The sequence below is a fragment of the Streptodolium elevatio genome (genome assembly GCF_040649515.1).
Lineage (GTDB): Bacteria > Actinomycetota > Actinomycetes > Streptomycetales > Streptomycetaceae > Yinghuangia > Yinghuangia elevatio.
Genome location: NZ_JBEZFP010000135.1, coordinates 1 through 25,426, shown reverse-complemented (window position 1 = coordinate 25,426; position 25,426 = coordinate 1). Strand labels below are relative to the sequence as shown.

20 protein-coding genes are annotated in these 25,426 nt (G+C 71.2%); 15 read left to right on the top strand and 5 right to left on the bottom strand.

Going from position 1 to position 25,426, the window contains the following annotated elements; all coding sequences use genetic code 11:
- Window positions 1-116 precede the first annotated feature (116 nt).
- The 4 genes from AB0C36_RS35095 (at window position 117) to AB0C36_RS35080 (ending at window position 3,914) form a co-directional block, all read left to right on the top strand.
- Window positions 117-1,235: a ScyD/ScyE family protein gene (locus tag AB0C36_RS35095; RefSeq protein ID WP_358362358.1), complete on the top strand. Its 1,119-nt coding sequence runs from the start codon at window positions 117-119 to the stop codon at window positions 1,233-1,235.
- Between the two features lie 100 nt (window positions 1,236-1,335).
- Window positions 1,336-2,658 carry an MFS transporter gene (locus AB0C36_RS35090; RefSeq protein WP_358362356.1) on the top strand — a complete coding sequence of 441 codons (1,323 nt, stop codon included), beginning with the start codon at window positions 1,336-1,338 and terminating at the stop codon, window positions 2,656-2,658.
- Between the two features lie 155 nt (window positions 2,659-2,813).
- The gene (locus AB0C36_RS35085) at window positions 2,814-3,275 is read left to right on the top strand and encodes a hypothetical protein (protein WP_358362354.1); all 462 of its coding nucleotides are present in this window, start codon (window positions 2,814-2,816) and stop codon (window positions 3,273-3,275) included.
- Between the two features lie 90 nt (window positions 3,276-3,365).
- The gene (locus AB0C36_RS35080) at window positions 3,366-3,914 is read left to right on the top strand and encodes an LppU/SCO3897 family protein (protein ID WP_358362353.1); all 549 of its coding nucleotides are present in this window, start codon (window positions 3,366-3,368) and stop codon (window positions 3,912-3,914) included.
- Between the two features lie 79 nt (window positions 3,915-3,993).
- Here AB0C36_RS35080 and AB0C36_RS35075 read toward each other — a convergent pair whose 3' ends face one another.
- Complete coding sequence (locus AB0C36_RS35075; RefSeq protein ID WP_435839176.1) at window positions 3,994-5,505, bottom strand: CCA tRNA nucleotidyltransferase; 1,512 nt, start codon at window positions 5,503-5,505, stop codon at window positions 3,994-3,996.
- Window positions 5,506-5,620: 115 nt separating this feature from the next.
- Between AB0C36_RS35075 and AB0C36_RS35070 the strand changes: the two genes are divergently transcribed.
- The 9 genes from AB0C36_RS35070 to AB0C36_RS35030 all read left to right on the top strand — a co-directional run bounded on the left by AB0C36_RS35070 (window position 5,621) and on the right by AB0C36_RS35030 (window position 18,357).
- The gene (locus tag AB0C36_RS35070) at window positions 5,621-6,082 is read left to right on the top strand and encodes an NUDIX hydrolase (protein ID WP_358362352.1); all 462 of its coding nucleotides are present in this window, start codon (window positions 5,621-5,623) and stop codon (window positions 6,080-6,082) included.
- Window positions 6,079-8,421 (top strand): DUF6049 family protein, encoded by a 2,343-nt coding sequence (locus AB0C36_RS35065; RefSeq protein ID WP_358362351.1) that lies wholly within the window; start codon window positions 6,079-6,081, stop codon window positions 8,419-8,421. The genes AB0C36_RS35070 and AB0C36_RS35065 overlap by 4 nt, the downstream gene beginning before the upstream one ends.
- A gap of 135 nt (window positions 8,422-8,556) precedes the next feature.
- Window positions 8,557-11,229 (top strand): murein biosynthesis integral membrane protein MurJ, encoded by a 2,673-nt coding sequence (gene murJ / locus AB0C36_RS35060; RefSeq protein ID WP_358362349.1) that lies wholly within the window; start codon window positions 8,557-8,559, stop codon window positions 11,227-11,229.
- Between the two features lie 307 nt (window positions 11,230-11,536).
- The gene (locus tag AB0C36_RS35055) at window positions 11,537-13,693 is read left to right on the top strand and encodes a protein kinase family protein (RefSeq protein WP_358362347.1); all 2,157 of its coding nucleotides are present in this window, start codon (window positions 11,537-11,539) and stop codon (window positions 13,691-13,693) included.
- A gap of 48 nt (window positions 13,694-13,741) precedes the next feature.
- Window positions 13,742-14,428 carry an RNA polymerase sigma factor SigM gene (sigM, locus tag AB0C36_RS35050; protein WP_358362346.1) on the top strand — a complete coding sequence of 229 codons (687 nt, stop codon included), beginning with the start codon at window positions 13,742-13,744 and terminating at the stop codon, window positions 14,426-14,428.
- A complete protein-coding gene (locus AB0C36_RS35045; protein ID WP_358362345.1) occupies window positions 14,425-15,456 on the top strand; it encodes an anti-sigma factor family protein in 1,032 nt (343 codons plus the stop codon). The genes sigM and AB0C36_RS35045 overlap by 4 nt, the downstream gene beginning before the upstream one ends.
- A gap of 158 nt (window positions 15,457-15,614) precedes the next feature.
- A complete protein-coding gene (gene trxB / locus AB0C36_RS35040; RefSeq protein WP_358362343.1) occupies window positions 15,615-16,568 on the top strand; it encodes a thioredoxin-disulfide reductase in 954 nt (317 codons plus the stop codon).
- A 113-nt stretch (window positions 16,569-16,681) separates the two neighbouring features.
- Window positions 16,682-17,008, top strand: a complete 327-nt coding sequence (gene trxA, locus AB0C36_RS35035) for a thioredoxin (RefSeq protein ID WP_358362341.1) — start codon at window positions 16,682-16,684, stop codon at window positions 17,006-17,008.
- A 182-nt stretch (window positions 17,009-17,190) separates the two neighbouring features.
- Complete coding sequence (locus AB0C36_RS35030) at window positions 17,191-18,357, top strand: N-acetylmuramoyl-L-alanine amidase (RefSeq protein WP_358362340.1); 1,167 nt, start codon at window positions 17,191-17,193, stop codon at window positions 18,355-18,357.
- A 259-nt stretch (window positions 18,358-18,616) separates the two neighbouring features.
- Here the strand turns inward: AB0C36_RS35030 and AB0C36_RS35025 are convergent, their stop codons facing one another.
- On the bottom strand, window positions 18,617-18,871 hold the full coding sequence (locus tag AB0C36_RS35025; RefSeq protein ID WP_358362338.1) for a hypothetical protein: 255 nt from the start codon (window positions 18,869-18,871) through the stop codon (window positions 18,617-18,619).
- 208 nt (window positions 18,872-19,079) lie between these two features.
- On the opposite strand from AB0C36_RS35025, the gene AB0C36_RS35020 reads away from it, so the two are divergent.
- Both AB0C36_RS35020 and AB0C36_RS35015 read left to right on the top strand, forming a co-directional pair.
- The gene (locus tag AB0C36_RS35020; RefSeq protein WP_358362336.1) at window positions 19,080-20,411 is read left to right on the top strand and encodes an aminotransferase-like domain-containing protein; all 1,332 of its coding nucleotides are present in this window, start codon (window positions 19,080-19,082) and stop codon (window positions 20,409-20,411) included.
- Between the two features lie 273 nt (window positions 20,412-20,684).
- A complete protein-coding gene (locus AB0C36_RS35015) occupies window positions 20,685-21,638 on the top strand; it encodes a D-alanine--D-alanine ligase family protein (RefSeq protein WP_358362335.1) in 954 nt (317 codons plus the stop codon).
- Window positions 21,639-21,913: 275 nt separating this feature from the next.
- Here the strand turns inward: AB0C36_RS35015 and AB0C36_RS35010 are convergent, their stop codons facing one another.
- From AB0C36_RS35010 to rsmG, 3 genes are all read right to left on the bottom strand, one after another.
- Entirely contained in the window at window positions 21,914-23,086 is a 1,173-nt protein-coding gene (locus tag AB0C36_RS35010) for a ParB/RepB/Spo0J family partition protein (protein ID WP_358362334.1), read from the bottom strand.
- The gene (locus tag AB0C36_RS35005) at window positions 23,083-24,090 is read right to left on the bottom strand and encodes a ParA family protein (protein WP_435839178.1); all 1,008 of its coding nucleotides are present in this window, start codon (window positions 24,088-24,090) and stop codon (window positions 23,083-23,085) included. Before AB0C36_RS35005 ends, AB0C36_RS35010 begins: the two co-directional genes overlap by 4 nt.
- A 364-nt stretch (window positions 24,091-24,454) precedes the next feature.
- Complete coding sequence (rsmG, locus tag AB0C36_RS35000; protein WP_435839177.1) at window positions 24,455-25,240, bottom strand: 16S rRNA (guanine(527)-N(7))-methyltransferase RsmG; 786 nt, start codon at window positions 25,238-25,240, stop codon at window positions 24,455-24,457.
- Between the last annotated feature and the right edge of the window lie 186 nt (window positions 25,241-25,426).

Sequence of the window (25,426 nt, the reverse complement as noted above, 5' to 3'; positions counted from 1 at the left end):
CCCCATTTGGGGTCGCCGGGCCTCTTGTCGTGCGCTGATGTTGTCGGGGACTTACTGTGGGATGCATGAGCCGGCTGGGGGGCCGGCTCCTCACTTTCCTTGGGGGGAAAGCCATCATGCGCAGGAGTACTCCTGTGCTGGGTGCGGTAGTTGCCGCCCTGGCACTCGGCATGTCCGCAATACCGGCGACCGCGCACGAGGACGGCGTCGAGCCGTCCGTCGACGTCGTGGTCACCGGGCTCAACAATCCGCGTCAGCTCTCCACCGACTGGCACAACTGGTCGATCTACGTGGCCGAGGCCGGTCGCGGGGCGGAAAGCCCGGACCAGTGCGGCGAGTTCGGCTGCATCGGGCGTACCGGCTCGGTCACGTGGATCAAGTCGCCGGCGAAGACCACCAACAGTGTGACGCCCAAGCGCGTCGTGGTCGGCCTGCCGTCCAACGCCTCGCCCGACGGGGCGTTCGCGGTCGGGCCGAACGGCGTCGATGCGGTCCAGGGCAAGCTGTGGACCGTCGTCGGGGGCGGGGAGCAGGAGATCCCCGGCGGGTACAAGGAGGCCGGAAAGCTGCTCTCCGTGCAGACGCACGGAGCGAAGCCCAAGGTCGTCGCCGACATCGAGAAGTACGAGCTGGACCACAACCCGGGCGGCAACCCCGAGGACGTGCACTCCAATCCGTACGCGGTGCTGGCGCTGAACGACCGGCAGATCGTCGCGGACGCGGGCGCCAACACGGTGTACGAGGTGCGCAACGGCCGGATCAAGGTCCTGGCGGTGCTGCCGGGCGGGCCGGGCGGCGAAGGCGGTGCGAACGGCCCGCAGCAGGTGCCTTCGTCGGTGACGCGTGGGCCGGACGGCGACTACTACGTGGGTGTGCTGGCCGAGGGCGACGGCCCGGGCGGCGCGAAGGTGTACCGGATCGGGGCCGGCGGCGGGGTCAAGGGCACGATCGACGGGTTCACGGGCGTGCACGGCCTCACCTTCAACCACGACGGGGACCTGTACGTCAGCGAGCTGTTCGGCGGCGAGCAGGGCTCGGGCCGGGTCGTGAAGGTCGACGCGGACAGCGGCGCCCGCACGTACCTGGACGTCCCGTTCCCGGCCGGCCTCGCGGTGGACCGGGCGGGCACGGTCTACGTGGCGGCGTGGAGCATCTCGGACGCGGACGGCTTCTCGGACCCGGAGAGCGGCATGACCGGGGAACCGGGCCAGGTCTGGCGGCTGAACGACTTCTGAGCACGCCCGGCCGGGGTTCGGCCGTGACGCGCCCCCGGTGACGGGGGCGGCAGGTGCGCCCGGCGGGGGTCCCGCCGGGCGCACCGGTACGTTTGCGTCCGTGACCCTGCTGCGCGATCTCGCGTCCCTCCTGCGCCTGCGCGACTTCCGCAGGTTGTTCGGGACGCGGTTGACGTCGCAGCTGTCGGACGGGGTGTTCCAGGTCGCGCTGGCGGGGCACGTGTTCTTCTCCCCGGAGAAGCAGACGACGGCGAGCGACGTCGCGGCGGCGTTCGCGGTGCTGTTGCTGCCGTACTCGCTGGTCGGGCCGTTCACCGGCGTGCTGCTGGACCGGTGGCGGCGGCGCCAGGTGCTGGTGCGCTGCAACCTGCTCCGTTCGCTGCTGGCCGCGCTGACCGCGGCGCTGGTGCTGGCGGACGTGCCGGACCCGGTCTTCTACGGCGCGTGCCTGGTCGTGCTCTCGGTCAACCGGTTCGTGCTCGCGGGGCTTTCGGCCGCGCTGCCGCGCGTCGTACCCGAGGACCGGCTGGTGATCGCCAACGCCGTGTCGCCGACGGCGGGCACGGTGGCGGCGTCGGCGGGTGCGGGCGCGGCGTTCGTGGTGCACCTGTTCGTCGAGGAGGGGTCCGGGGCGACGGCGCTGGTGATCCTCATCTCCGGTGCGCTGTACCTGTGTTCGGCGGCGGTGGCGGCGACGATGGCGGTCGGTCTGCTGGGGCCGGACCCGGACCGCGTGGTGCCGGGCGTACGCGAGGCGCTGGCCGGTGTCGCGCGCGGACTCGGCGAAGGCGCCGCGCACGTGTGGCGGCGGCGCGCGCCCGCGCACGCGCTGGCGGTGATCACCGCGATGCGGTTCTGCTTCGGCGTGCTGACGGTCATGACGCTGCTGCTGTGCCGCAACCTGTTCAACGACCCCGACGACACGGACGCCGGGCTGGCGACCCTCGGGCTCACGGTCGGGGTCACGGCGGCGGGCTTCTTCCTCGCGGCGGTGCTCACGCCGATCGTCACGCCGCGCATCGGGGTGCCGCGCTGGATCGTGCTGTGCGCGTTCGTCGGTGCCGCGGCGCAGCTGGGGCTCGGGCTGCCGTTCGCGCTTGGGCCGATGCTGGCGGCCGGCTTCGTGTTGGGGCTGGTGTCGCAGGGCGCCAAGATCGGGGTGGACACGATCGTGCAGACGACGGTCGACGACGCGTACCGGGGCCGGGTCTTCTCGGTGTACGACGTGTTGTTCAACGTCGCCTTCGTGGGCGCCGCGGCGGTCTCCGCGGTCGCGCTGCCGTCGGACGGCAGGTCCCCGGCCGTGCTGATCGCGGTCGCCGGGGGCTACGCGGTGACAGGGCTGTTGTATGCCGTCGCGGTGCGCCACCATCCACTGCGACCCACCAACAAGGTTGATTCGTCCGGTTTTCCCGGCATTTAGTCGCCATCTTCGGTGTGCAGAACGTTACTTGCGGGCTTCCGAAGTATCGACTTAGCGTCAAGTAGTGCGCAACGGCGCAAGACCCTCTAATCTGCCTCAGCGATCGATCGCTCAGTCATGCCTTGTGCCACATTCATGCCCATCGGAGACCGAAGATGAGCAACTACCCGAGTGGGTCTGATTCGGACCGCGTCCCCTACGTGCCCGCATGGCTGGATTCGACGCCGCCGGAGGGCACCCGGGTCCCCGCCCCGCCGGCCGTGACGGACGGCGGACGGCGCGAGCGGCGCGAGGCGGCGTCACGCGAGCGCAGCGTGCTGCTCAGCCCGTTGGTGATGGGGCTCACACTGCTGCTGACCGCGGTGGTGGGCGTGGGCGCGTTCTTCTACTTCCAGGGCGGCGAGAAGCGGGCGTACGGCGAGGGTTCGTGCCTCGACGATCTGGCCGGCAGTACACCGCACCTTGCGGAGTGTGGAACACCCGGCGCGAAATACCAGATCATTTCCATCATTCCGGACACGGTTGACGGCACCCAGTGCGGCTCGGTCACCGGCGCGAACATCCCGATCGTCGTCGACCGCAAGGACCTTCTCTGCGTGATGGACATCAGCCGGTAGCGGATCTATGGGGATGCGGTCGTCGGTCTCACCCCCTAGGGTTTCGGGCGCTCGACATCCCCCCGCAGCCCCCACACAAACGGAGCTCCCGTGTCCAACCCGTTCGCGAACGGCCCGCAGGGTCCCTCGGACCAGTCGCCCTACGGACAGCAGCCCCAGCCCTACGGACAGCAGCAGCCGTACCCGGCGCAGATGCCGCCGCAGCAGCCGCCCTACGGCCAGCAGCAGCCGCCGAACTACTACGGGACTCCGCCCCAGCAGCCGCGCCGCAAGCCGTGGATGAAGTACATACGCATCGGCGTGCCTGTCGTGGTCGTCATCGTCGCCGCCGCCGTGTACTTCACCAAGGACGACAGCGCCGCGAAGTCCGCCAAGGTCGGCGACTGCATGGAGCACGTCAAGAAGGACGGCGGCGACGACATCAAGAAGGCCGAGTGCGGCACGCCCGCCGGCCAGTACACCGTCGTCGGCAAGTTCTCCGGCACGACCAAGGGCGAAAAGTGCCAGGAGATCCCGGCCTGGAAGTCGGGCGCGGGCGAGGGCGTCTACTTCTATCTCGACGAGGGCAGCTCCGAGACGCTGCTGTGCCTGAACGCCAACGAGAACGCCCCTGACCCGCTCGCGGTCCCGGAGGGCTAGGAAGTACTGCTGGAACGACGGCTGGGGGCAGAACGGACGACCATGTCCGTTCTGCCCCCACCGCCATTTGTACGTCGCGTCAGCCGGCGGTCTGCCGGTCCCACCACTTGCGCAGCTCCGCGACCGCTGTGTCGTGGTCCATCGGGCCGTTCTCCAGGCGCATTTCGAGCATGTGCTTGTACGCCTTCCCGACCAGCGGTCCCGGCGGCACGTCGAGGATGCGCATGATCTCGTTGCCGTCCAGGTCCGGGCGGATCGCGTCCAACTGCTCCTGCTCCTGGAGCTTGGCGATGCGCTCCTCCAGCGAGTCGTAGGCGCGGGCGAGCGCGGCGGCGCGGCGGCGGTTGCGCGTCGTGCAGTCCGAGCGGGTCAGCTTGTGCAGGCGGTCGAGCAGCGGACCCGCGTCCCGCACGTAGCGGCGCACCGCCGAGTCCGTCCACTCCCCCGTGCCGTAGCCGTGGAAGCGCAGGTGCAGTTCGACCAGGCGCGTCACGTCGTCGGTGATGTCCTTCGGGTACTTCAGCGCCTTCATGCGCTTCTTCGTCATGTGCGCGCCGACCACCTCGTGGTGGTGGAACGACACGCGCCCGTCGTCCTCGAAGCGCCGCGTGCGCGGCTTGCCGATGTCGTGCAGCAGCGCGGCAAGGCGCAGCACGAGGTCCGGCTCGCCCGGGGCCTCCAGGTCCATCGCCTGTTCGAGCACGGTCAGGGTGTGCTCGTAGACGTCCTTGTGCCGGTGGTGCTCGTCCAATTCGAGGCGCAGCATGGGCAGTTCGGGCATCACCCGGGCCGCGATGCCGGTCTCGACCAGCAGCAGCAGGCCCTTGCGCGGGTGCGGCGAGAGCACGAGCTTGTTGAACTCGTCGCGTACGCGCTCGGCCGACACGATGTCGATGCGGTCGGCCATCGCGGTCATCGCGGCGACGACCTCGGGCGCGACGTCGAAGTCCAGCTGCGCGGCGAACCGGGCGGCGCGCATCATGCGCAGCGGGTCGTCGCCGAACGACGCCTCGGGAGTGCCGGGCGTGCGCAGCACGCGGTCGGCGAGGTCCTCCAGACCGCCGTACGGGTCGACGAAGTCGACGGCGGGCAGGTCGACCGCCATCGCGTTGACCGTGAAGTCGCGGCGGACCAGGTCGTCCTCGATCGAGTCGCCGTAGCTGACCTCGGGCTTGCGCGACGTGCGGTCGTACGCCTCCGAGCGGTACGTGGTGATCTCGATGAGGAAGTCGTGACCGTTGGGAGCCTGCTTGCGGCAGCCCACCGTGCCGAAGGCGATCCCGACCTCCCACACCGCCTCCGCCCAGGGCCGCACGATGGCGAGCACCTGCTCGGGGCGGGCGTCGGTGGTGAAGTCGAGGTCGTTGCCGAGCCTGCCGAGGAGCGCGTCGCGCACCGAGCCGCCGACGAGGGCCAGCCGGTGCCCGGCCGCCGCGAATCTGCGGGCGAGGTCGTCCGCGACCGGGGCGACGCGCAGCAGTTCGGTGACGGCGCTGCGCTGGACGAGGTTCAGCCGGTCGGTCGGCACGTCGGCGTCCGCCGCGGGAAGGTCCTGCTCGGCGGCGTGCGGTGAGTTCTTCGCGTTGGGCACGACGTACAAGGGTACGTGGACCGTGCGGGCGGATCGTCACCTTTATCGGAGCCCGGGGCTGCGATGGGGTGATCTTGTCACCCAACTCCACGGCGCGGCGCACTAGGATTTCAGGATGCCCTCTGAGACCACCCCGCCGCGGCGGAGGCTCAAGGCGGTCGAGGAACACTCGGCCGGTGGCCTCGTTGTGGACAGGGACACACTGCGTGCCGCGCTGATCGCCCGACGCGATCGCCGCGGCCGTCTGTTGTGGTCCCTGCCCAAAGGGCATATCGAAGACGGTGAGAGCGCGGTCCAGGCGGCGCTTCGCGAAGTCGAGGAGGAGACCGGCATCGTGGGCCGTGTCCTCGCCCCGCTGGGCGTCATCGACTACTGGTTCACGGCTCCGGACCGCCGGGTGCACAAGACCGTCCACCATTATCTGATGGAGGCGGCCGGCGGGGATTTGTCCGACGAAGACATCGAGGTCGAGGCGGTCGCGTGGGTTCCGTTGGGTGCGCTGTCGGCAAGGCTCGCGTATCCGGACGAGCGCCGGCTCGCCGTACGGGCGCCGGAGCTGTTGGCGGACAGCGCGTGACCCGTACCCGCGACGGCGCCGGGCGCGCGGTCGGCGTCCTCGTGCTCGTCCTCGTGCTGGCCGCGACGGCCGTCGTGACCGGGCTGCAGCGTGCGGCGCACGCCGCTGACGGTACCCCCGTCCAGGTGGTCCTGACCGCCGTGACGCCGGCGGTCCTGCAGCCGAAGGGCACGCTGACCGTCAGGTTCGAGGTGGTCAACAACTCGGGGCGCGACCTGGACCAGGTGACGGTCAAGCTGCGGGTCAGCCAGGCGCTCACGCTGCGCGGCGACCTCGCCGCCCCGGACTCCTGGTCGAACCGGGACGTCCGGGACGCCTCGGCGACGAAGCAGATCGCGCACATCGCCGCCGGCGCCACGCAGCCCGACACCTTCACCGTCCCCGTGGACAAGATGTCGCTCGGTGGCGACGCCGCCGTCCACGGGCTGACCGTGCAGGCACTCGACGGCGGCTCCGAGGTCGGGTCGTCGCAGGTGCTCGTGCCCTGGGTTCCGAAGGACGGCCTCAACAGCCTGAAGAAGACCCAGGTCGGCGTGCTGTGGCCGCTGATCGACCAGCCCCGGCTGGACGGCACGACGATCGGCGACCGGGTCCAGACGCCGGTCTTCACCAACGACGGTCTGACCGCCGAGCTGGCCGGCGAAGGGCGCCTGAACCAGCTGCTCCAGACGGGGCAGCAGATCCCGGGGGTCACCTGGGTGGTCGACCCCGATCTGCTGGACACCGTGCGCGCGATGGAGACCCCGTACCGCGTCGCACCGCCCAGGACCGACCCGCCGGCGGACAAGAACACCGAAGAGGGCGACGACGCCGGGCGCGAATCGGACCCCGCCGCCGCGACGCCGCGTACCGAGGAGGAGACCGAGCCGGGCAAGGGAACCGCGGCCGCGGCGGACTGGCTCCGGCAGCTGCGTGCGGCGGTCGCCGACGACACGGTGGTCGCGCTGCCGTACGCGGACACCGATGTGGCCACCGTCGCGCACGCCTCGTCGACCAAGTCGAAGACGGATCTGCTCCCGGAGCTGCGCGCGGCCGTCGATCGCGGCAGGGCCACGGCCACCGCGACGCTCGACGGCAAGACCGTCCGCAGCGACGTCACCTGGCCGATCGCCGGGGCGGTGGACCCGCCGATCCTGGAGACCGCGAAGGCGACGGGCTCCTCGATCGTGGTGGCGTCGGGGGCGAGCATGCCGCCGCGCAGCAGCAAGCTGGACCACACGACTTCGACGCGCTCCCAGGTCGGGCCGGGCACCGCGGCGCTGGTCACCGACCCGCGCATCGACGTGCTGCTGGACGAGGGGGCGGACGGGCCGGACGGGCAGCTGCGGTTGCAGCAGGCGCTGATCGCCGAGCTGTTCACCATCGCGATGGAGCAACCGGCCCTGCAGCGCGCGCTGTTGATCGTGCCGCCCCGGCACTTCGACGCGGCGGTCGGGCGGGCGATCGCGGCGGCGATGTCGGTCGCCGCCGGAACCGGCGGGTGGGCCGAGACGGCCTCGCTCGACGCGCTCGCCGAGACGGCGCCGGGCGAGGAGCGGACGATGCGGGCGTACCCGCCCGGGCTCAAGCGCACCGAGTTCTCCGACAGCTACCTGCGGTCGATCCCGGATCTGCAGCGCAGTGTGGACACGTTCGCGGCGATCCTGGAGGACAAGAGCCGGATCCGCGACCCGTACGAACCGGCGGTCCTGCGCACGCTGTCGGTCACGTGGCGCGGCGAGACGATGGACGCGGACGCGTACCGGCTGGACGTGACGCGGAGCCTGCGGGTGCTGGAGCAACTGGTCCGCATCGCGCCGAAGACCGCGGTGACGTTGTCCGGCGACAACGGCACGATCCCGATCACCATCATCAACGGGCTGCAGCAGACCATCACGGTCCGCCTGGACGTGGTCTCCAGACAGCCGAACCGGCTGAACCTGACGCAGCCGCACGAGGTCGAGATCCCCGGTGGACGCACCATCGCCATCCCGGTCGACGCGCAGTCGGCCGCCAACGGCAAGGTGCTCGTCGACGTGCGGATGCTCACCCCCGACGGCAAGGAGGCCTTCGGGCCCACGCAGACGTTCTACGTCAACACCACCAGCATTGACGGCATCACGTTGGGCATCATTGGGGTGATCGCGGGGCTGCTCGCGCTGTTCTCGCTCCGCGCCTACATTCGGCGGCGCAAGGAGCCGCCGACCGGGGCGGAAGGTGCCGACGACGCGGGCGAGGGCGAGGCGCACGACCCGGAAGGCCCGGTGGCGGGCGGCCCGGGGGCGCACGCAAGGATCGAGGGGGGCACCAGGCGGCACGCGAGCCGGGACAGGCCGGAGGACCATCACGCACCGGCTTGACCGATTTGCGCCTCTTGTCGATATATCGGCGGACACTTGGCGCGGGGGACCGCCTCAGCAGGCCCCGGATGAGAAAGTAGGCACCTGGAGCCGACCACCATGACGATCTGAAGCGGAAGACGAGGACCTGCCCGCATGAGTGACCGGAGAGACGAGCGGCAGCCGTACGACGGCGGCACGGACGACCCGGCCGACGGGCACGACCCGTATTCCCCGCGTCGTGGCGAACGGCGCCCGGTGGACCCCTACCTGGGCCAGTACGGCCAGCAGTACTCCGACCCGGCCCAGGAGTACTCCCCTTATCCCCCGCCCCCGGAGCCCGGCAGCTGGCAGTCCGCCCCGCCGCAGCAGAGCGGCGACGGGTGGTTCCGCGACGACCCCGGCGGTCAGAGCGGCGGGCTCGACGACGTGTTCGCCCCGACGCCGCAGGCGCCGGGCGGGGCCCCCGGCTATCAGCCGGGCTACGACCAGGGCCAGGGCTACGGGCAGCAGCCGTACGACGCGGCCTACGGCGGTCAGCCGCCGCAGTACCCCGAGCAGCAGCCGTATCCCGAGCAGCAGTATCAGGACCCGCAGTACGCCAACGACCCTTACGCGGCCCAGCAGTACGGGGCCCCGCAGGTCCCGCCGCAGCCGTACGACCAACAGCAGTACGGCCCGGGCCAGGACGGCGGCTACGGCCAGGGACAAGCCCAGGGCGACCAAGGCCAGGGCGACCAAGGCGGCGGCTACGGCCCGGACGGCGGCCAGTACTCCCCCGAGCCTCCCCCCGAGCGGCGGCGTTCGCGGCGCTCTGCGGCCCAGGCGGCGAACGAGCCGTCCGGCGGCCCGCGCGGCGGCTCGGGAGGTTCCGGCGGCGCGGGCGGCGGCTACGGCGCGGGCGGCGGCTGGGGCGACTACGACCGCCCCGGCGGCTGGCTCATGGACCAGACGCTCACCGGCATCCACCTCGGCCTCACCGGCGAGATCGGCATGCCGACGTACACCGAGGCGTACCAGCGCTATGAGACGCGCCAGCGCGCCGAGGCGGCCGCGGCCGGCTCGCTCACGGTCACCGAACCGGACCTCATCGAGCCGCTCCCTGGCCCGTCCCAGTCGCCCGTCTACCGCCTGCCCGGCAGCGGCGCCGAAGAGCGCATGGCCGGCATCCCGGTCGGCGGCAAGGTGGGCGGCCGGCTCTCCGGCATGATGCGGTCCAGCGCGCTGATGGCGTCGGGCACCATCGTCTCGCGCATCACCGGCTTCATCCGCAGCCTCGTCATCGCCGCCGCGCTCGGCACCGCGGTGTTCGCGAACACGTACAACGTCGCGAACACGATGCCGACCCTTCTCTACATCCTCGTCGGCGGCGGCGCGCTGAACGCGGTCTTCGTGCCGCAGCTCGTGCGCGCGATGCGCAACGACGACGACGGCGGCGAGGCGTACGCCAACCGGCTGCTCACGCTGGTCATGACGCTGCTGCTGGCGCTCACCGCGCTCGCCGTCTTCGCGGCACCGTGGCTGATCCGGATAATGGCCAACTCGCTCGCCGAGCAGGAGGCCGAATTCGAGCTGGCCACCACCTTCGCGCGCTACTGCCTGCCGATCATCTTCTTCATGGGCCTGCACGTGATGTTCGGGCAGATCCTCAACGCCCGTGAGCGCTACGGCCCGATGATGTGGACCCCGGTCCTCAACAACCTCGTCATCATCGCCACGTTCGGCCTCTACATCTGGGTCGCCGGAACGCAGCACAGCAGCGGCATGACGGCGGCGCGCATCACGCCCGACGAGGCGCGGCTGCTCGGCATCGGCACATTGCTCGGCATGGTCGTGCAGGCACTCGCGATGGTGCCCTACCTGCGTGCGGCCCGGTTCCACTTCCGGCCGCGCTTCGACTGGCGCGGGCACGGGCTCGGCAAGGCGGCCGGGCTCGCGAAGTGGACGTTCCTGTTCGTGCTGGCGAACCAGCTCGGCTACCTGGTGACCACGCAGCTCGCGAACGCGATCGACAGCGACGCGCAGACGGACGGCATCACCTGGGGTGTCGGCTTCTCGGCCTACACGAACGCCCTGCTGGTCTGGCAGTTCCCGCAGGCGGTCATCACCGTCTCGGTCATGGCGGCGATGCTGCCGCGGATGTCGCGCGCCGCCGCCGACAACGACAAGACCTCGGTACGCGACGACATCTCGGCCGGCCTGCGCATGTCCGCGGTCGCGATCGTGCCGTGTGCGGTCGTGTTCGTCGCGCTCGGCCGCGACATCGGCGGCCTGATCTTCGCGCCCACCGGCGTCAACAGCGCCCACTGGATCGGGTACATGCTGATGGCCCTCGGCCTCGGCCTCATCCCCTTCTCGGCGCAATACGTGCTGCTGCGCGGGTTCTACGCGTACGAGGACACGCGTACGCCGTTCCTCAACACGGTGTGGGTGGCGGCAACTACGGCCGCCCTGTCCGGACTCGCCTATCTGGTGCTGCCCACGAAGTGGGCCGGTGTCGGCATGGCGGGGGCGTACGGGGCGGCCTACCTCGTCGGCGTCATGCTCGCCGCGCGGCGGCTCAAGACGTACCTCCCCGACCTGGACGGCCGGCGGGTGGCACGCACGTACACCCGTTTGATCGTCGCGTCGGCGATCGGCGGTGTCGCCGCGTTCGCCGTAGCGCGCATGTGCACCAACGCGCTGGGCGTCGGCTTCGGCGGATCGCTCGCGGCGGTGCTGGCCGGACTCGTGGCCATGGCCGTGGTGTTCCTCGTCGCGGCGAGCCGCATGCGCATCGAGGAACTCTCGGCGATGACAGGCATGGTGAAGGGCCGTCTGGGACGCTGACCGGCGTGGCCGGGATGCGGCCGACGTCGGCCGGAACCTCACCCACGCCCCACGCGTCGGATGAGACGATGGCTGTCACAGCAGTGTCCGACGAGCGATTTCGCGCGGGATGGATCACGATGGGGCATACAAGCGGTGCCCCAAGGCGATTCGGGGTAGTAGTGCCCGGGACGAAGTCGGTTTGCCGGAAAGATCGCGGGGCAACCTGTTTGCCCCTCGAAGATGTCGTACGAAAGAGCAGGCGGGTGACGCGCCGTGCCGCCGCGCTCGTACGATGGGGCGGGGCTACGAGGAGGGTGAGTATACGGTGACGGACCGAACCGCAGGCTCCGTCCACCTGATGGCGGACGGCCCTTCCGGCTCCAGCACCCTCGACTCCGGCAAGACCGATACCGTCGACACCGATACCACCGGCTCCGACACCGATGCGAACACCGACACCGACACCGGCGGCAACTCCGGCACCGACATCAGCACTGACTCCAACTCCGGCACCGGCGCGGCCACCCGCGCGGACGGCGGCACCGAAAGCGGAACGGAAATAAGCGCGGTCAACGGCACTGCCGAGAGTGTCGGCGTCACCGACACCAACGACGCGAAGGCGGCCGACGTCACGGCCGAGACCGTGGCACTCGACCCCGCCGCCGATGTGGCGGACACGATCGTGGACCACGAAGTCCCGGAGGCCCCTTCGGTGGACGGCAAGTCGGCAGAGGCCACCGCGGAGACGACTGTCGTTCCCGCCACCGACACGGACGACACCCCGGGCACCACCGACACCGAAGCCGCCGAGGACGCCCCGCAGCACGACCGACCCGCCGAGGTCGCCACGGAGACCCGGGAGTTCGAGTCCGAGGAGGCCGAACCCCCGCGCCGGGTCGCGGACGTCGCACACGGGACGCGCTTCGCCGGGCGGTACCGGCTTGAGGACAAGCTCAGTTCGAACGGCAAGAGCGCCACATGGCGGGCCGTCGACGAGAAGCTGCGCCGTGCCGTGGGCATCCACCTCGTGGCGGCCGGGAGCGAGCACGCGCGCAGCGTGATGGCCGCGGCCCGGGCGGCGGCGCTGGTCGGTGACCCCCGGTTCGTGCAGGTGCTCGACGCGGCCGAAGAGGACGGCCTCGTCTACGTGGTGAAGGAGTGGCTGCCGGACGCGGACAACCTGGCGTCGCTGCTGGCCACCAACCCGCTGCCGCCGCACGAGGCGTACGAAATGGCGCGTTCGGTCTCCGACGCCATGGCCGTCGCACACCGCGCGGGTCTGTCGCACCTGCGCCTCGACCCCGACAACGTGCTGCGCATGCACACCGGGCAGTACAAGATCGTCGGCCTGTCGGTCGAGGCGGCGCTGTACGGCCACGACACGACCGATGCGGCACGTGACGACACCCGTGCCATCGGCTCGCTGCTGTACGCGTGCCTGGCGCGGCGCTGGCCGGACGCGGCGGCGTACGGGCTGCCGCAGGCCCCGCGCAACGGCGACAAGCTGTGCACCCCCGGCCAGGTGAAGGCGCACGTGCACATGCCCCTCGAAGCGATCGCGATGCGGGCGCTCGGGCAGGAGTACAAGCACCAGGCGCCGTTCGAGGCCCCCGAGGACGTCGTCGCGGCCCTCGCGGCGATACCCACGGTGCTGCCGCCGGAGCCGGAACCGCCGGTGAGTGCGGCCGGTGCGGAGTTCGACGACGAGTACACCCCGACGGCGCTGCTGTCGCGCGGCAGCAGCGGCTACAACGGCGGTCCGCCGCGGGCGGTTGCCACCAGGTCCCCGGCGGGACCGCCGCCGGCGCTGGGCGGCGGCTTCGGCCGGTTCGTCAAGAGCATCGTCGCCGTCATCGTGCTCGTCGCGATCGTCTTGGCCACCTGGCAGATCGCCGTACACGTCAACAAGGACCGGGACGAACAGCCCGCCCCCACGCCCACCCCGAGCAGCAGCCCGCAGACCTCGGCAGCTCCGGCGGCCGCTCCACCGCAGACCGGGCAGCCGATCGCCGTCAGCGGCGCCAAGCAGTTCAGCCTGACCCCGAGCGGCGGTGCCGCCTCCGACTACCCCGAGAACGTGGGCCTCTCCTTCGACGGCAAGCCGGGCACGTCCTGGCGCCCGCAGAGCTACGTCGACGGGCCGGAGGCGAAGATACGGATGGGCATCGGCATCATCTACGACCTGGGGTCCGTACAGGATCTGCGCACCGCCCGGATCCAGCTCGCGGGCGACGGTGACCACACCACGCTCGCGATCTACGCCGCCGACCCCGGCGCTTCGTCGTTCCCGACCCGGCTGGACGGTTTCAGCCCGATCAAGGAAGCGACGACCCAGGGCGACGAGGTCACGTTCACGTTCGAGGCGCGGACGCGCTTCGTCCTCGTCTGGATGACCGCGATGCCGATGCAGCGCGGCGACGGCCAGCCCTTCTACAGCAGCGGCTACCAGAACGGCTTCGCCGAGGTCGGCTTCACCAGCTGATCCGTGCCAGGATGACCCCCGGAACTTTCCAGCCGCCGGGGGGTGAGCTTGAGCGCGGAGCCCGCGTACGTCGACGTGTCGGACGTCGACCTGCTCGCGCTGCACTCCTCCGGAGACGCGGACGCGTTCGGCGAGTTGGTGCGCCGGCACCGCGACCGGCTCTGGGCCGTCGCGCTCCGCACCCTCGGCGACCGCGAAGAGGCCGCTGACGCCCTCCAGGACGCCCTGGTATCCGCCTACCGGGCGGCGGGGCGCTTCGAGGGCCGTGCGGCGGTCACGACGTGGCTGCACCGCATTGTGGTCAACGCGTGCCTCGACCGCGCGCGGCGCAAGGCCGCACGGCCGGCCGTACCGCTGCCCGAGGACCTCGACCAGCGCATCCCGGCGCCGGCCGGGGAGGATCCCGCGGTGCGCGGCGAGACGCGGGACGCCCTGTTGTCGGCGCTGGCGACGCTGCCGCCCGAACAGCGCGCGGCACTCGTCCTGGTGGACATGGAGGGCTACCCCGTCGACGAGGCCGCACGGGTCCTCGATGTCGCGCCCGGAACGATCAAGAGCCGCTGTGCGCGCGGCCGCGCCCGGCTGCTCCCGCTCGTCCGGCATCTACGCGAAGGGAACCAGGCGGCCGGGGCATCCGTCAGACCGTCGGACGACGGCACCGCGGCCGTGCGTCCCCGACCGCATGTGAACGGTGGAGGAACGGACGGGCATCGGGACGGAGGTGTGACGCGATGACCGCGCAGAACCGCATGGTCGGCCCGGACGGGCACGTGGACGTCGACGTCCTCTCCGACCTCGTCGAGGGGCTGCTCTCCGACCCGGAGGCCGCCGAGGTCCGAGTCCACGTCGCCGAGTGCGCCGAGTGCCGTGACACCGTCGACGCCCTTGCCGAGGTACGCGAACTCCTCGCCGCGCAGCCGGCCGAGCCGATGCCCGACGACGTCTACGCCCGGATCGAGTCCGCCCTCGCCGAGGCGTCGGGTGCGTCCGGCGGAGCCGCGGGTGCGGCGGGCGTCGACGCCGAGGTCCCCGCACCCCGTCCTTCGACGGGCCCCGACCTCGGGTCCCTGCCCCCGCCCCGCCCGCGCGGCGTCGGCGAGGCGTCGGCGAGGGTCGTCGATCTGGGCGAGGTACGCCGCAGGCGGCTCGCCCCCGGGCTGCTCGGCGCGGCGGCAGCGGTCGCCGCCGTACTGCTCCTGGTCGGAGTGGTCGTCAGCGGCGGCCTGGGCGGCTCTGATTCCGACAGCAACTCGGACAGTCAAGGCGCGGCCAGTGCGCCGCTACAGGAGCAGGGAACCGCCGGGAGGCCCGGCGGCCCGACGGGCGCCGGTCCGCCTGTTGCCGCGGCGCCGTCCGCGTCCTCGGCGGCGGCACTGCCGGAGTACCGCGAGGACAACCTGCGCTCCCAGGTCGCCGCCCTGCTGGGACGGCAGGGTCGGCCCGGGCTCGGCAGCGACTCCGCCGAGACCACGACGAACCGCCCGGCGGTCCCGGACGCCCCCGGCGTGAAGGGCGCGGCGGCAGGCGTTCCGCGTTGCGTCACCGAAGCAGCCGAGGACGAGGCCGCGGGCCGCAGCCTCATCGCGTCCGAGCGGGCCCGCTACCTGGATCAGGTCGCGTACGTCCTCGTGTACACCCGGGACAGCGCGAGCGTCGACGTGGTCGTCGTCTCCGCCGCGTGCGACGAGCCCGCGACGGTGTCCGCGAGCAGGTCACCGGCGGCCTCGTGGGTGCTCCTCAGCCGCATCGTCCCCACGCGCTGAGGACCGGGCGCAGGCGTGGTAGAGACGGGAATGGCGCGGACCTAGGATCGGTTGAGCGGACAGTGCCGCACCCCGCAGTACGGGGGTGGCCCCGCAACCACCGGCATAGCCGTCCGACGTACCCGGCCGGCTCGACGAGAAGCAGGGATGGGCCCAGCGTGAGCGACGTCCGTAACGTGATCATCATCGGTTCCGGCCCGGCCGGATACACGGCCGCCGTCTACGCCGCACGCGCCGACCTGACGCCGCTCGTCTTCGAGGGCGCGGTCACGGCGGGCGGCGCCCTCATGAACACCACCGAGGTCGAGAACTTCCCCGGCTGGCCCGAGGGCATCATGGGCCCGGATCTGATGGACAACCTGCGCAAGCAGGCCGAGCGCTTCGGCGCCGAGCTGGTCGCCGACGACATCGTCGAGGCCGAGCTCGAGGGCGACATCAAGGTGGTCAAGGACGGCTCGGGCAACGTGCACCGCGCCAAGGCCGTGATCCTCGCGACCGGTTCCGCCTACCGCGAGCTGGGCCTGCCGAACGAGAAGGAACTGTCCGGACACGGCGTCTCGTGGTGCGCCACGTGCGACGGCTTCTTCTTCCGCAACCAGCACATCGCGGTGGTCGGCGGCGGCGACTCGGCGATCGAGGAGGCGACCTTCCTGTCCCGCTTCGCGACGACGGTGACGGTCATCCACCGCCGCGAGGAGCTGCGCGCCTCGAAGATCATGCAGGACCGGGCGTTCGCCAACGACAAGATCAAGTTCGCGTGGAACAGCGAGGTCGCGGAGGTCGTCGGCGACGGCAAGCTGACCGGCGTGAAGCTGCGCGACACCGTCACCGGCGAACTGCGCGACCTGGACGTCACCGGCCTGTTCATCGCGATCGGCCACGAGCCGCGCACCGAGCTGCTCAAGGACCAGATCGACCTGGACGAGGAAGGGTACGTGAAGGTCACGCACCCGACCCAGCACACGAACCTCACCGGCGTCTTCGCGTGCGGCGACGTCGTGGACCACATCTACCGCCAGGCCATCACCGCGGCCGGCAGCGGCTGCGCCGCGGCCCTGGACGCCGAGCGGTACCTGGAGGACCTCAAGCACCGCGAAGAAGTCTCCGTCTGACCCGCACGACCCCCGCGTACCGCAGCTTCTCCTACCGCAGCTTCTCGTCGCCGACGGCGGCGAGCACCGAGCCGGGCATCCGCCGACCGAGCCCTACCACCAAAGGAGCCACCATGGCCGAGGGCATCATCAAGACGACCGACAAGACCTTCGACGCCGAAGTGCTCCAGAGCGACAAGCCCGTGCTGGTCGACTTCTGGGCCGAGTGGTGCGGGCCGTGCCGCCAGATCGCCCCGGCGCTGGAGCAGATCGCGGCGGAGCACGGCGACAAGCTCGGCATCGCCAAGCTGAACATCGACGAGAACCCGGAGATCACCACCCGGTACGGCGTCATGTCGATCCCGACCCTGCACGTCTACCAGGGCGGCGAGATCGTCAAGACCATCGTCGGCGCCAAGCCGAAGTCGCTGCTCCTGAAGGAGCTTGCGGACTTCATCTGAGCGACGTCCGACCGACCCGCCGAGCACCGTCCGGCGGGGTCGCGCGAGGGAAGGCGCCTCCCGGAACCGGGGGGCGCCTTCCGCGCGTGTTGAGGCCCGGAGCACGCGGCGCGGGCAGGTTCGCGTGCGGTCCGGCGCGCGTACGATCGAGTGTCGCGTCCATCTCGGGAGGATTCCGTTCCATGACCTTGCAGCGGCAGTACCGACGCGGAGACACCGGCCCTGCCGTGGCCGAGATCAGATCCAAATTGGTGCTGCTGGGCCTGCTCGCCGCCGACGCCCGGGTCGACCAGGACCCGGACCGCGGCGACGACGCGCTCTTCGACGACGCGGTGGACCGCGCGGTGCGGCACTTCCAGCAGCAGCGGGCCCTCACTGTCGACGGCATCGTGGGCCCCGAGACCTACCGCCAGCTCGACGAGGCCCGCTGGCGGCTCGGGGACCGCGTCCTCTCCTACTCGGTGAGCCACATGATGGTCGGCGACGACGTCGCCACCCTCCAACAGCGCCTGCTCGACATGGGCTTCGACTGCGGGCGCGTCGACGGCCTCCTCGGCCCCGGCACCGAGCGCGCGCTGCGCGACTTCCAGCGCAACTACGGGCTGCGCGCCGACGGAACCTGCGGCCCGGCGACGTTCCGCGCGCTGGACCGGCTCGCGCGCACGGTGGTCGGCGGGCAGCCGCACGCGATGCGCGAGTCGGAGCTGATCCACCGGTCGGGTCCGGCACTCTCCGGCAAGGTCCTGGTGATCGACCCCGGACACGGCGGCACCGACCCCGGCGTGGTCGCGCACGGGCTGAGCGAGGCCGACGTGATGTGGGACCTCGCCCGCCGCCTGGAGGGCCGCCTGTCGGCGCTCGGCGTGCAGGCGTACCTGACCCGGGGACTGGACGGCGACGGCGTCGTGGTGGCCGAGGAGCAGCGCGCGGCGTTCGCCAACGCGACCGACGCGGACCTCGTCATCTCGCTGCACGCGGACCGCAACGACAACGCGCAGGCACGCGGCGTCGCGACGTTCTACTACGGGAGCGGCGGCGACGCGCACGGGCTGCGCTCCCCCACCGGGGAACGCTTCGCCGGGCTCGTGCAGCGCGAGCTGGTGGCACGCACCGGCATGGTCGACTGCCGTACGCACGGCAAGGCGTGGCCGCTCCTGCGCAGCACCCGGATGCCCGCGGTGCGGGTCGAACTCGGCTACCTGACGAACCCCGAGGACGCCGCGCTGCTGACCCAGGCGGCGTTCCGCGACATGGCGGCCGAGTCGATCGTGGTCGCGTTGCAGCGGCTGTACCTGCCGCCGGACCAGGACGAGCCGACGGGCATGCTGCGGCTGCCGGCCTTCATCTGAGGGTGGCCCGGCGAATCCGACGGCGGCCTGCGGTCGCCGGGTGAGCGGCAGGTGAGAAGAGAACGCCGAGGGCGGTCCGGAGACTCTCCGGACCGCCCTCGGCGTTCTTGCGGTTCTTGCGGTTCTTGCGGTTCGCGCGGTGCCTGCGGTGACTGCGGTGCCGCGGCTCGGGTTTCACGGCCTGCCCGGTTTCACAACCGGTTCGGTCGACCAGGGTTCACGGCTCCGAGTCCATGACGCACGGCTCAGGTTTCACGGCTCAGGTTTCACGTGAAACGTGCGCCATCGCTTCGTCGCCGAACTCCGGGGCGGGCTCCCCCACCAGCACCAGCTGCGGGTTGCCCGGCAGGACACGGTCCTCGGCGGGGAGTTCGCGCACCGGGACCGCCGGGCCGTCCGGCAACCACGCGCGCTGATCGCGCGTCTCCGGACGGGACGAGGTGAGGAAGCCGCCCACGAAGCCGCCGACGACGCCGACTCCGAGGCCGGTGATAACCCATCGCACCGAGCGCATGGGGCCCTCCAGAATGGGTGGTTACGCCAAGACGCATGGTAATCGCCCGCCGCCCACCCGACCCAATGCGGCTGTACGACGCAGACGGTTTGTCCGCCGAAGACCACTCCTATGGCGGCAATCACAGCGCGCCGAGTCGTGCGATTTCGCATACTCGGTGGAACAGCAGCAGGTTCGACCACCCGCATCGCCTCAAGGAGGCCGGTACGTGAACGTCCCGCAGAGCTCCCCCGGATCCCGTCTCGACAACTATGTCGACCGCTACGCCGCCCGTACGGCCGGCATGACGGCCTCCGAGGTACGAGCTCTGTTCGCCGTGGCATCACGGCCCGAGGTCGTCTCACTCGCCGGCGGCATGCCCAACATCAACGCGCTCCCGCTCGACGCGGTCGCCGACACCGTCGCCCGCCTGGTCGCCGAGCGCGGCACCGTGGCGCTGCAGTACGGCTCGGGTCAGGGCGACGAGACCCTGCGCGGGCAGATCTGCGACGTCATGCGCCTCGAAGGCATCGACGCGCATCCCGACGACATCACCGTGACCGTCGGCTCGCAGCAGGCCCTCGATCTGGTGACCCGCATCTTCATCGACCCCGGGGACGTCATCCTGGCCGAGGCCCCCAGCTACGTGGGCGCGCTGTCGACCTTCGCGTCGTACCAGGCGAACGTCGTGCACGTCGGCATGGACGACGACGGGCTCATCCCCGAGCACCTGGAGAACGCGATCGCCGCGGTGCGCGCCTCCGGCAAGCGCGCCAAGTTCCTCTACACGATCCCGAACTTCCACAACCCGATGGGCGTCTGCCTGTCGCCGGAACGGCGGGCCCGGATCCTGGAGATCTGCCGCGCCGCGGATCTGCTGATCGTCGAGGACAACCCGTACGGATTGCTGGGCTTCGACGGCGACCCGATGCGTGCGCTGCGCGCCGACGACGCCGACGGGGTCGTCTACCTTGGCTCGTTCTCCAAGACCTTCGCGCCGGGTCTGCGCGTCGGGTGGGCGGTCGCCCCGCACGCGGTCCGCGAGAAGCTGGTGCTGGCGGCCGAGGCCTCCGTACTCAGCCCGCCGGTCTTCTCCCAGATGACGGTGTCCGCGTATCTGGAGACGCAGCCGTGGCGGGCGCAGATCAAGACGTACCGCGAGATGTACCGCGAGCGCCGCGACGCGATGCTCGACGCGCTGCGCACCTACATGCCGCCCGGCGCCACGTGGACGAACCCGGCCGGCGGCTTCTTCGTCTGGGTGACCCTGCCGGAGGGCCTCGACGCCAAGGCGATGCTGCCGCGCGCGGTCACCGCCCGGGTCGCGTACGTGCCCGGCACCGCCTTCTACGCCGACGGCTTCGGGGCGTCCTCGATGCGCCTGTCGTTCTGCTATCCGACCCCGGACCGGATCCGCGAGGGGGTACGCCGCCTCGCGGGCGTCATCTCGCAGGAGCTGGAACTGCGGTCGATGTTCGGCGGCCCGGGCGCCGGCCCCGCACTGCGGGGCGGCGCCTCGCCGTCTCCGACCACCCAGGCGCCGGGACCGGACCTCGCGTGAGCGACGCTCGGACGAGCGTCGGCGGATCGGCGGTGTTTCACGTGGAACGATGCTCGGGTCGGGGCGGTCCGTTACCGCGTCGCGCGCGTTTCACGTGAAACGCGCGGGCACCGGCCCGCACCGCCACGGCTGCACCGGCGGCCGCGCGACGGCTCCCGCTCTCGGCTCGCCGTCGCCTCCGTGTCCGTCTCCGCCTCCCCCGTCTCTCCCCGTCTCCCCAAGGGGTATCCGACCACCATGCCCCCGAACTCCCTCCCGAAAGGACCACCACGGATGAGCGACCTCGGCCGCGTCGTCGTACTCGCCGGCGGGCTGTCGCACGAGCGCGACGTGTCGCTGCGCTCCGGCCGCCGGATCGCCGACGCCCTCCGGGCGATCGATGTGGACGTCGAGGTCCTGGACGTCGACGGACGGCTGCTGTCCGCACTGGCCGCCGACCGGCCGGACGTCGTCTTCCCGGCGCTGCACGGGTCCTACGGGGAGGACGGCGCGGTGCGCGATGTGCTGGACCTGCTCGGCATCCCGTACGTGGGCTCCGGTCCGGACGCTTCGCGGACCGCCTTCGACAAGCCGATGGCGAAGGCGGTGCTGCGCGCCGCCGGGGTGCGGACCCCCGACTCGGTGGCCCTCCCCCACGACACCTTCCGGGACCTGGGCGCGTCCGCCGTCCTGGAGGCGATCGTCGCGCGGTTCGGACTCCCGCTGTTCGTGAAGCCCGCTCGCGGCGGCTCGGCGCTCGGCGCCTCGGTCGCACGTACCGTCGAGGAGCTGTCCTCGGCGATGGTGGGGGCGTTCTCGTACGGCGACGTGGCACTGGTCGAGACCTACCTCGAAGGAACCGAGGTCGCGGTGTCGGTCGTGGACACCGGATCGGGTCCGGAGGCACTGCCGATCGTCGAGATCGTGCCGGACTCCGGGGTGTACGACTACACGGCCCGCTACACGGCCGGAACGACGGAGTTCTTCGTCCCCTCCCGACTCGATCCGGAAGCCGCTCAGGCGGCCGCACAGACGGCTCTGACGGCCCACCAGGTCCTGCGGCTGCGCGACGTCTCGCGTACGGACCTCATCGTCGACGCCGCGGGCACCGCGTGGTTCCTGGAGTCCAACGTCGCTCCGGGGATGACCGAGACGAGCCTGCTGCCCCAGGCGGTCGCCGCGGCCGGCCTCGACGCGGGCGTCCTCTACCGGGAGTTGCTGCACCGGGCGGTGTCGCGTTCCACGTGAAACGCGGATGCGCCGAAGCGCCGAGGTACGAATGTGCCGAGGCGTCGGGGGGCTCGGTTCCACGTGAAACATCGGCGCACCGAGGGGTACCGAACAGTGCCTCGTGGCCCGGGCACCCGGGTCACGAGGAGCGCGCGGCGCGACACCCGTGACGTGTTCCACGTGAAACGTCGGGTCTCGGATGCACGGTGACAATGCCCAGGGCCCCACGGACGATGTCCGTGGGGCCCTGGGCATTCCCGACCCGGTCCGCCCGGCGTCGGTTCGCGCTCCGGCTATCCCGCAGCCGACTCCGCATCGTCCGACGTACGGCTGCGCAGGCGCGCGAGCACCCGCTCCTCCCCCGGCGCCATGACCGAGAGGATGCGCTCCAGGTCCTCCACCGTCGCGAACTCGACGATGACCTTGCCCTTCTTCTGACCGACGGCGATGCTCACGCTGGTCTCGAACCGGTCCTTGAGGCGGGTCTCCAGGTGGTCGATCTCCGCGGCCCGCCGCGTGCCCGCCCGCGCCCGGTTCTGCTTCTTCGGCTTCGCCGGGCCGTTGCGCTCCTCCTCGGCCTGTTGGAGATACACGATCTCCTCGACCGAACGCACCGACAGCTCCTCGGCGATGATGCGTTTGGCGAGCGCGATCTGCGCCTCGGGGTCCGACAGCCCGAGCAGCGACCGCGCATGGCTGGCGGACAACGTGCCGGCCTGCAGCTTGGACTGCACCTCCGGCGGCAGCCGGAGCAGCCGCAGCGTGTTGGTCACCTGAGGCCGCGACCGGCCGATGCGGGCGGCCAGTTCCTCCTGCGTGCAGTCGAAGTCCTTGAGCAACTGGTCGTAGGCGGCGGCCTCCTCGATCGCGTTGAGTTCCGAGCGGTGCAGGTTCTCCAGCAGCGCGTCGAGGAGCATCTTGTTGTCGTCGGTGGCCCGCACGATCGCCGGGATGGTGGTGAGCCCGGCGGCCTTCGAGGCGCGCAGCCTGCGCTCGCCCATGATGAGCTCGTACGCGTCGGCGCCCGTCTGCCGGACCACGATCGGTTGGAGCAGGCCCACTTCCCGGATGGAGTGGACCAGCTCACCCATCGGCTCTTCTTTGAAGTCGTCACGCGGCTGACGCGGGTTCGGCATGATCGCGTCGACCGGCAGCTCGGCGAAGAACGCCCCGTGCACGGTGGCGGGTTCGGCCGGCGCCGCGGGCTCGTCGGGCTCGTCGCGCGACACCGGGGTCGGCTCGGCCGGCACCACACTCCCCGGCACCACGCTTCCGGGCACCACCGGCCGCACGGGCTCGATGACCGCCGGAGCCGCCGGATCCGGGATGACCACGGGCCAGGACGTGGGCGACGTCTTGGGCTCGGGGAGCGTCGTGGCGAGTGCCGTTTCGACCGCCGCGGGCTGCTCGGACGAGGGGATCAGCGATGCGAGCCCCCGGCCCAGACCCCTGCGCTTCTCGTTCACTGTGCCCCCTTCGTTTCTGCGGCGATCCCACGAAGCGCGATCTCGCGCGCCGCCTCAAGATACGACAAGGCACCGCTGGATCCCGGATCGTAGGTCATCACCGTCTGCCCGTAACTGGGCGCCTCGGAGATCCGCACGGAACGCGGGATCGATGTGTTCAACACCTCGGCGGCGAAGTGGTCACGCACCTCCTGGGCGACCTGTGAGGCCAACCGGGTCCGGGCGTCGTACATGGTCAACAGGATGGTCGAGACGTGGAGTTGCGGGTTCAGGTGGCCGCGTACCAGTTCGACGTTGCGCAGCAACTGGCCCAGCCCCTCCAGCGCGTAGTACTCGCACTGGATCGGGATGACCACCTCGCGACCGGCCACCAGCGCGTTCACGGTCAGCAGACCGAGCGACGGCGGGCAGTCGATCAGGATGTAGTCCAGGGGCTGTTCGTACGCCTCGATGGCCCGCTGCAACCGGCTCTCCCGGGCCACCAGCGACACCAGTTCGATCTCCGCGCCGGCGAGGTCGATCGTCGCGGGGGCGCAGAACAGCCCCTCGACGTCCACCACCGGCTGCACGACCTCGGCGAGGTCCTTACCCTCGACCAGGACGTCGTAGATCGACGGCACGCTCGCGTGATGGTCTATCCCCAACGCGGTGGACGCGTTGCCCTGCGGGTCGAGGTCGACCACCAGGACGCGGGCGCCGTGCAGGGCGAGTGCGGCCGCGAGGTTCACGGTCGACGTGGTCTTGCCGACGCCGCCCTTCTGGTTCGCGACGACCATGACCCGCGTCTCCGCGGGCCTAGGCAGTCCCTCGGCGGCCGCCCGGCTGGTTTCGACGGCCTGGCGTGCGGCCCGCGCGATAGGGGTGTCGTCCACCAACTCCGGTTCGGTTTCACGTGAAACGTCGCCGGGGGCGGTGCCGGGACCACCCGGCGGATAGGGATCGCGAGGCCCCGGCACGGGGTCCGTCGGCGAGTCGTGGAATCCCCCGTGCGGCTGAGTGGGCAGGGCAGTTCCCCCTGCCGGCCCGCCCTGCCCGGGGGCGGTGACGTCGGACGACAACGGTCCACTCTCCTCTGCTGCCAGAACCCCGGCGGAGCCACGCGCCCCGTCGGCATTCTCAGAGACTGCCATGTTCGGCGGTCGTTGCGGGCGAGGGGAGCGAACCTGCTGGATCTTTGAAGCCTCCGGGACGCCGAGCTGCGCGGCCCATTTGCGCTTCCACGGAAGTCGTTTCACGTGAAACACGATGCCCGGCGCGATCACGAAGAGGCTTCGCGACACACCGGGCACTTACAACATGAGTCACATATCCGACGGATCGGATCAATCTCCGAACAATCGGTAGAACTCCGATCGGAGTGCGGTGGGCTCAGCCACGCCGCCCCGAACGGCCGCCGCGGGTCGAACCCTTGGCGCCGGTACGGCCGTTCCTCGCGGCCTTGCGGGCTCCCCGGGCGGGGGGACGTACGACTTCACCCATCCGGACGCGTACAACGGTGGTCAGCGGGTCCACGATGCCCTCCCCCACCTGGACGACGTCCCAGCCGACCGCACCGAGCTTGCGCAGATCCGCCTCGGACTCCTGCAGCTCCGCAGCCGCGGTGTCCCCCTTCAACGCCAGCATTTCGCCCCCGGAGCGCAGCAACGGCAGGCCCCAGCCCGCGAGTCGGGACAGCGGTGCGACGGCCCGGGCGGTCACCACATCGGAGGCGATGCTGCCGCGTACCTCCTCGGCACGACCACGCAGCACCTCGACGTGGTCGAGGCCCAACTCGCGTACCACCTCGTCGAGGAAGGTGGTACGCCGCAGCAACGGCTCCACCAGCGTGATCCGCAGGTCCGGGCGCACGAGTGCCAGCGGAATGCCGGGAAGCCCGCCACCGGACCCCACGTCGTGCACCACGGCACCTTCGGGCACCAGCTCGGCGAGCACGCCGCAGTTGAGCAGATGGCGCTCCCACAGGCGCGAGACCTCCCGGGGGCCGATCAGCCCACGACGCACCCCTATGTCGGCCAGGATGTCGGCGTAGCGCACCGCGAGGCCGAGGTTGTCACCGAACAGGCGCGCCGCCGCGTCCGGCGCCTCGGGGGCCCGCTCGGCGGGCTCCCCGGCACCACGCTTCGGCCGCCCGCCCGGGGACGTCTCGTCCTCCACGTGGCCGTGCTCGCCGGAGGACGGCCCGCCGGCCTCCCGGCCGGCCTCACCCGGCGTCTCGCCCTTGCCGGAGCCGTGCGCGTCCTGAGGGCGGCCGTCGGACCCCTTGCTTGCCTCACCCGCTGTCTCGTGTTCCACGTGGCTGTGCCCGCCCGGGGGACAACCCCCGGACCCCTTGCTTGCCTC

Excerpts from the sequence above, each read along its gene's own strand:
- AB0C36_RS35015 (WP_358362335.1), top strand. The coding sequence starts at position 20,685 with ATGAGCGACCTCGGCCGCGTCGTCGTACTCGCCGGCGGGCTGTCGCAC.
- trxA (WP_358362341.1), top strand. The coding sequence starts at position 16,682 with ATGGCCGAGGGCATCATCAAGACGACCGACAAGACCTTCGACGCCGAA.
- AB0C36_RS35045 (WP_358362345.1), top strand. The coding sequence starts at position 14,425 with ATGACCGCGCAGAACCGCATGGTCGGCCCGGACGGGCACGTGGACGTC.
- AB0C36_RS35025 (WP_358362338.1), bottom strand. The coding sequence starts at position 18,871 with ATGCGCTCGGTGCGATGGGTTATCACCGGCCTCGGAGTCGGCGTCGTC.
- AB0C36_RS35030 (WP_358362340.1), top strand. The coding sequence starts at position 17,191 with ATGACCTTGCAGCGGCAGTACCGACGCGGAGACACCGGCCCTGCCGTG.
- AB0C36_RS35085 (WP_358362354.1), top strand. The coding sequence starts at position 2,814 with ATGAGCAACTACCCGAGTGGGTCTGATTCGGACCGCGTCCCCTACGTG.
- AB0C36_RS35095 (WP_358362358.1), top strand. The coding sequence starts at position 117 with ATGCGCAGGAGTACTCCTGTGCTGGGTGCGGTAGTTGCCGCCCTGGCA.
- AB0C36_RS35070 (WP_358362352.1), top strand. The coding sequence starts at position 5,621 with ATGCCCTCTGAGACCACCCCGCCGCGGCGGAGGCTCAAGGCGGTCGAG.
- murJ (WP_358362349.1), top strand. The coding sequence starts at position 8,557 with ATGAGTGACCGGAGAGACGAGCGGCAGCCGTACGACGGCGGCACGGAC.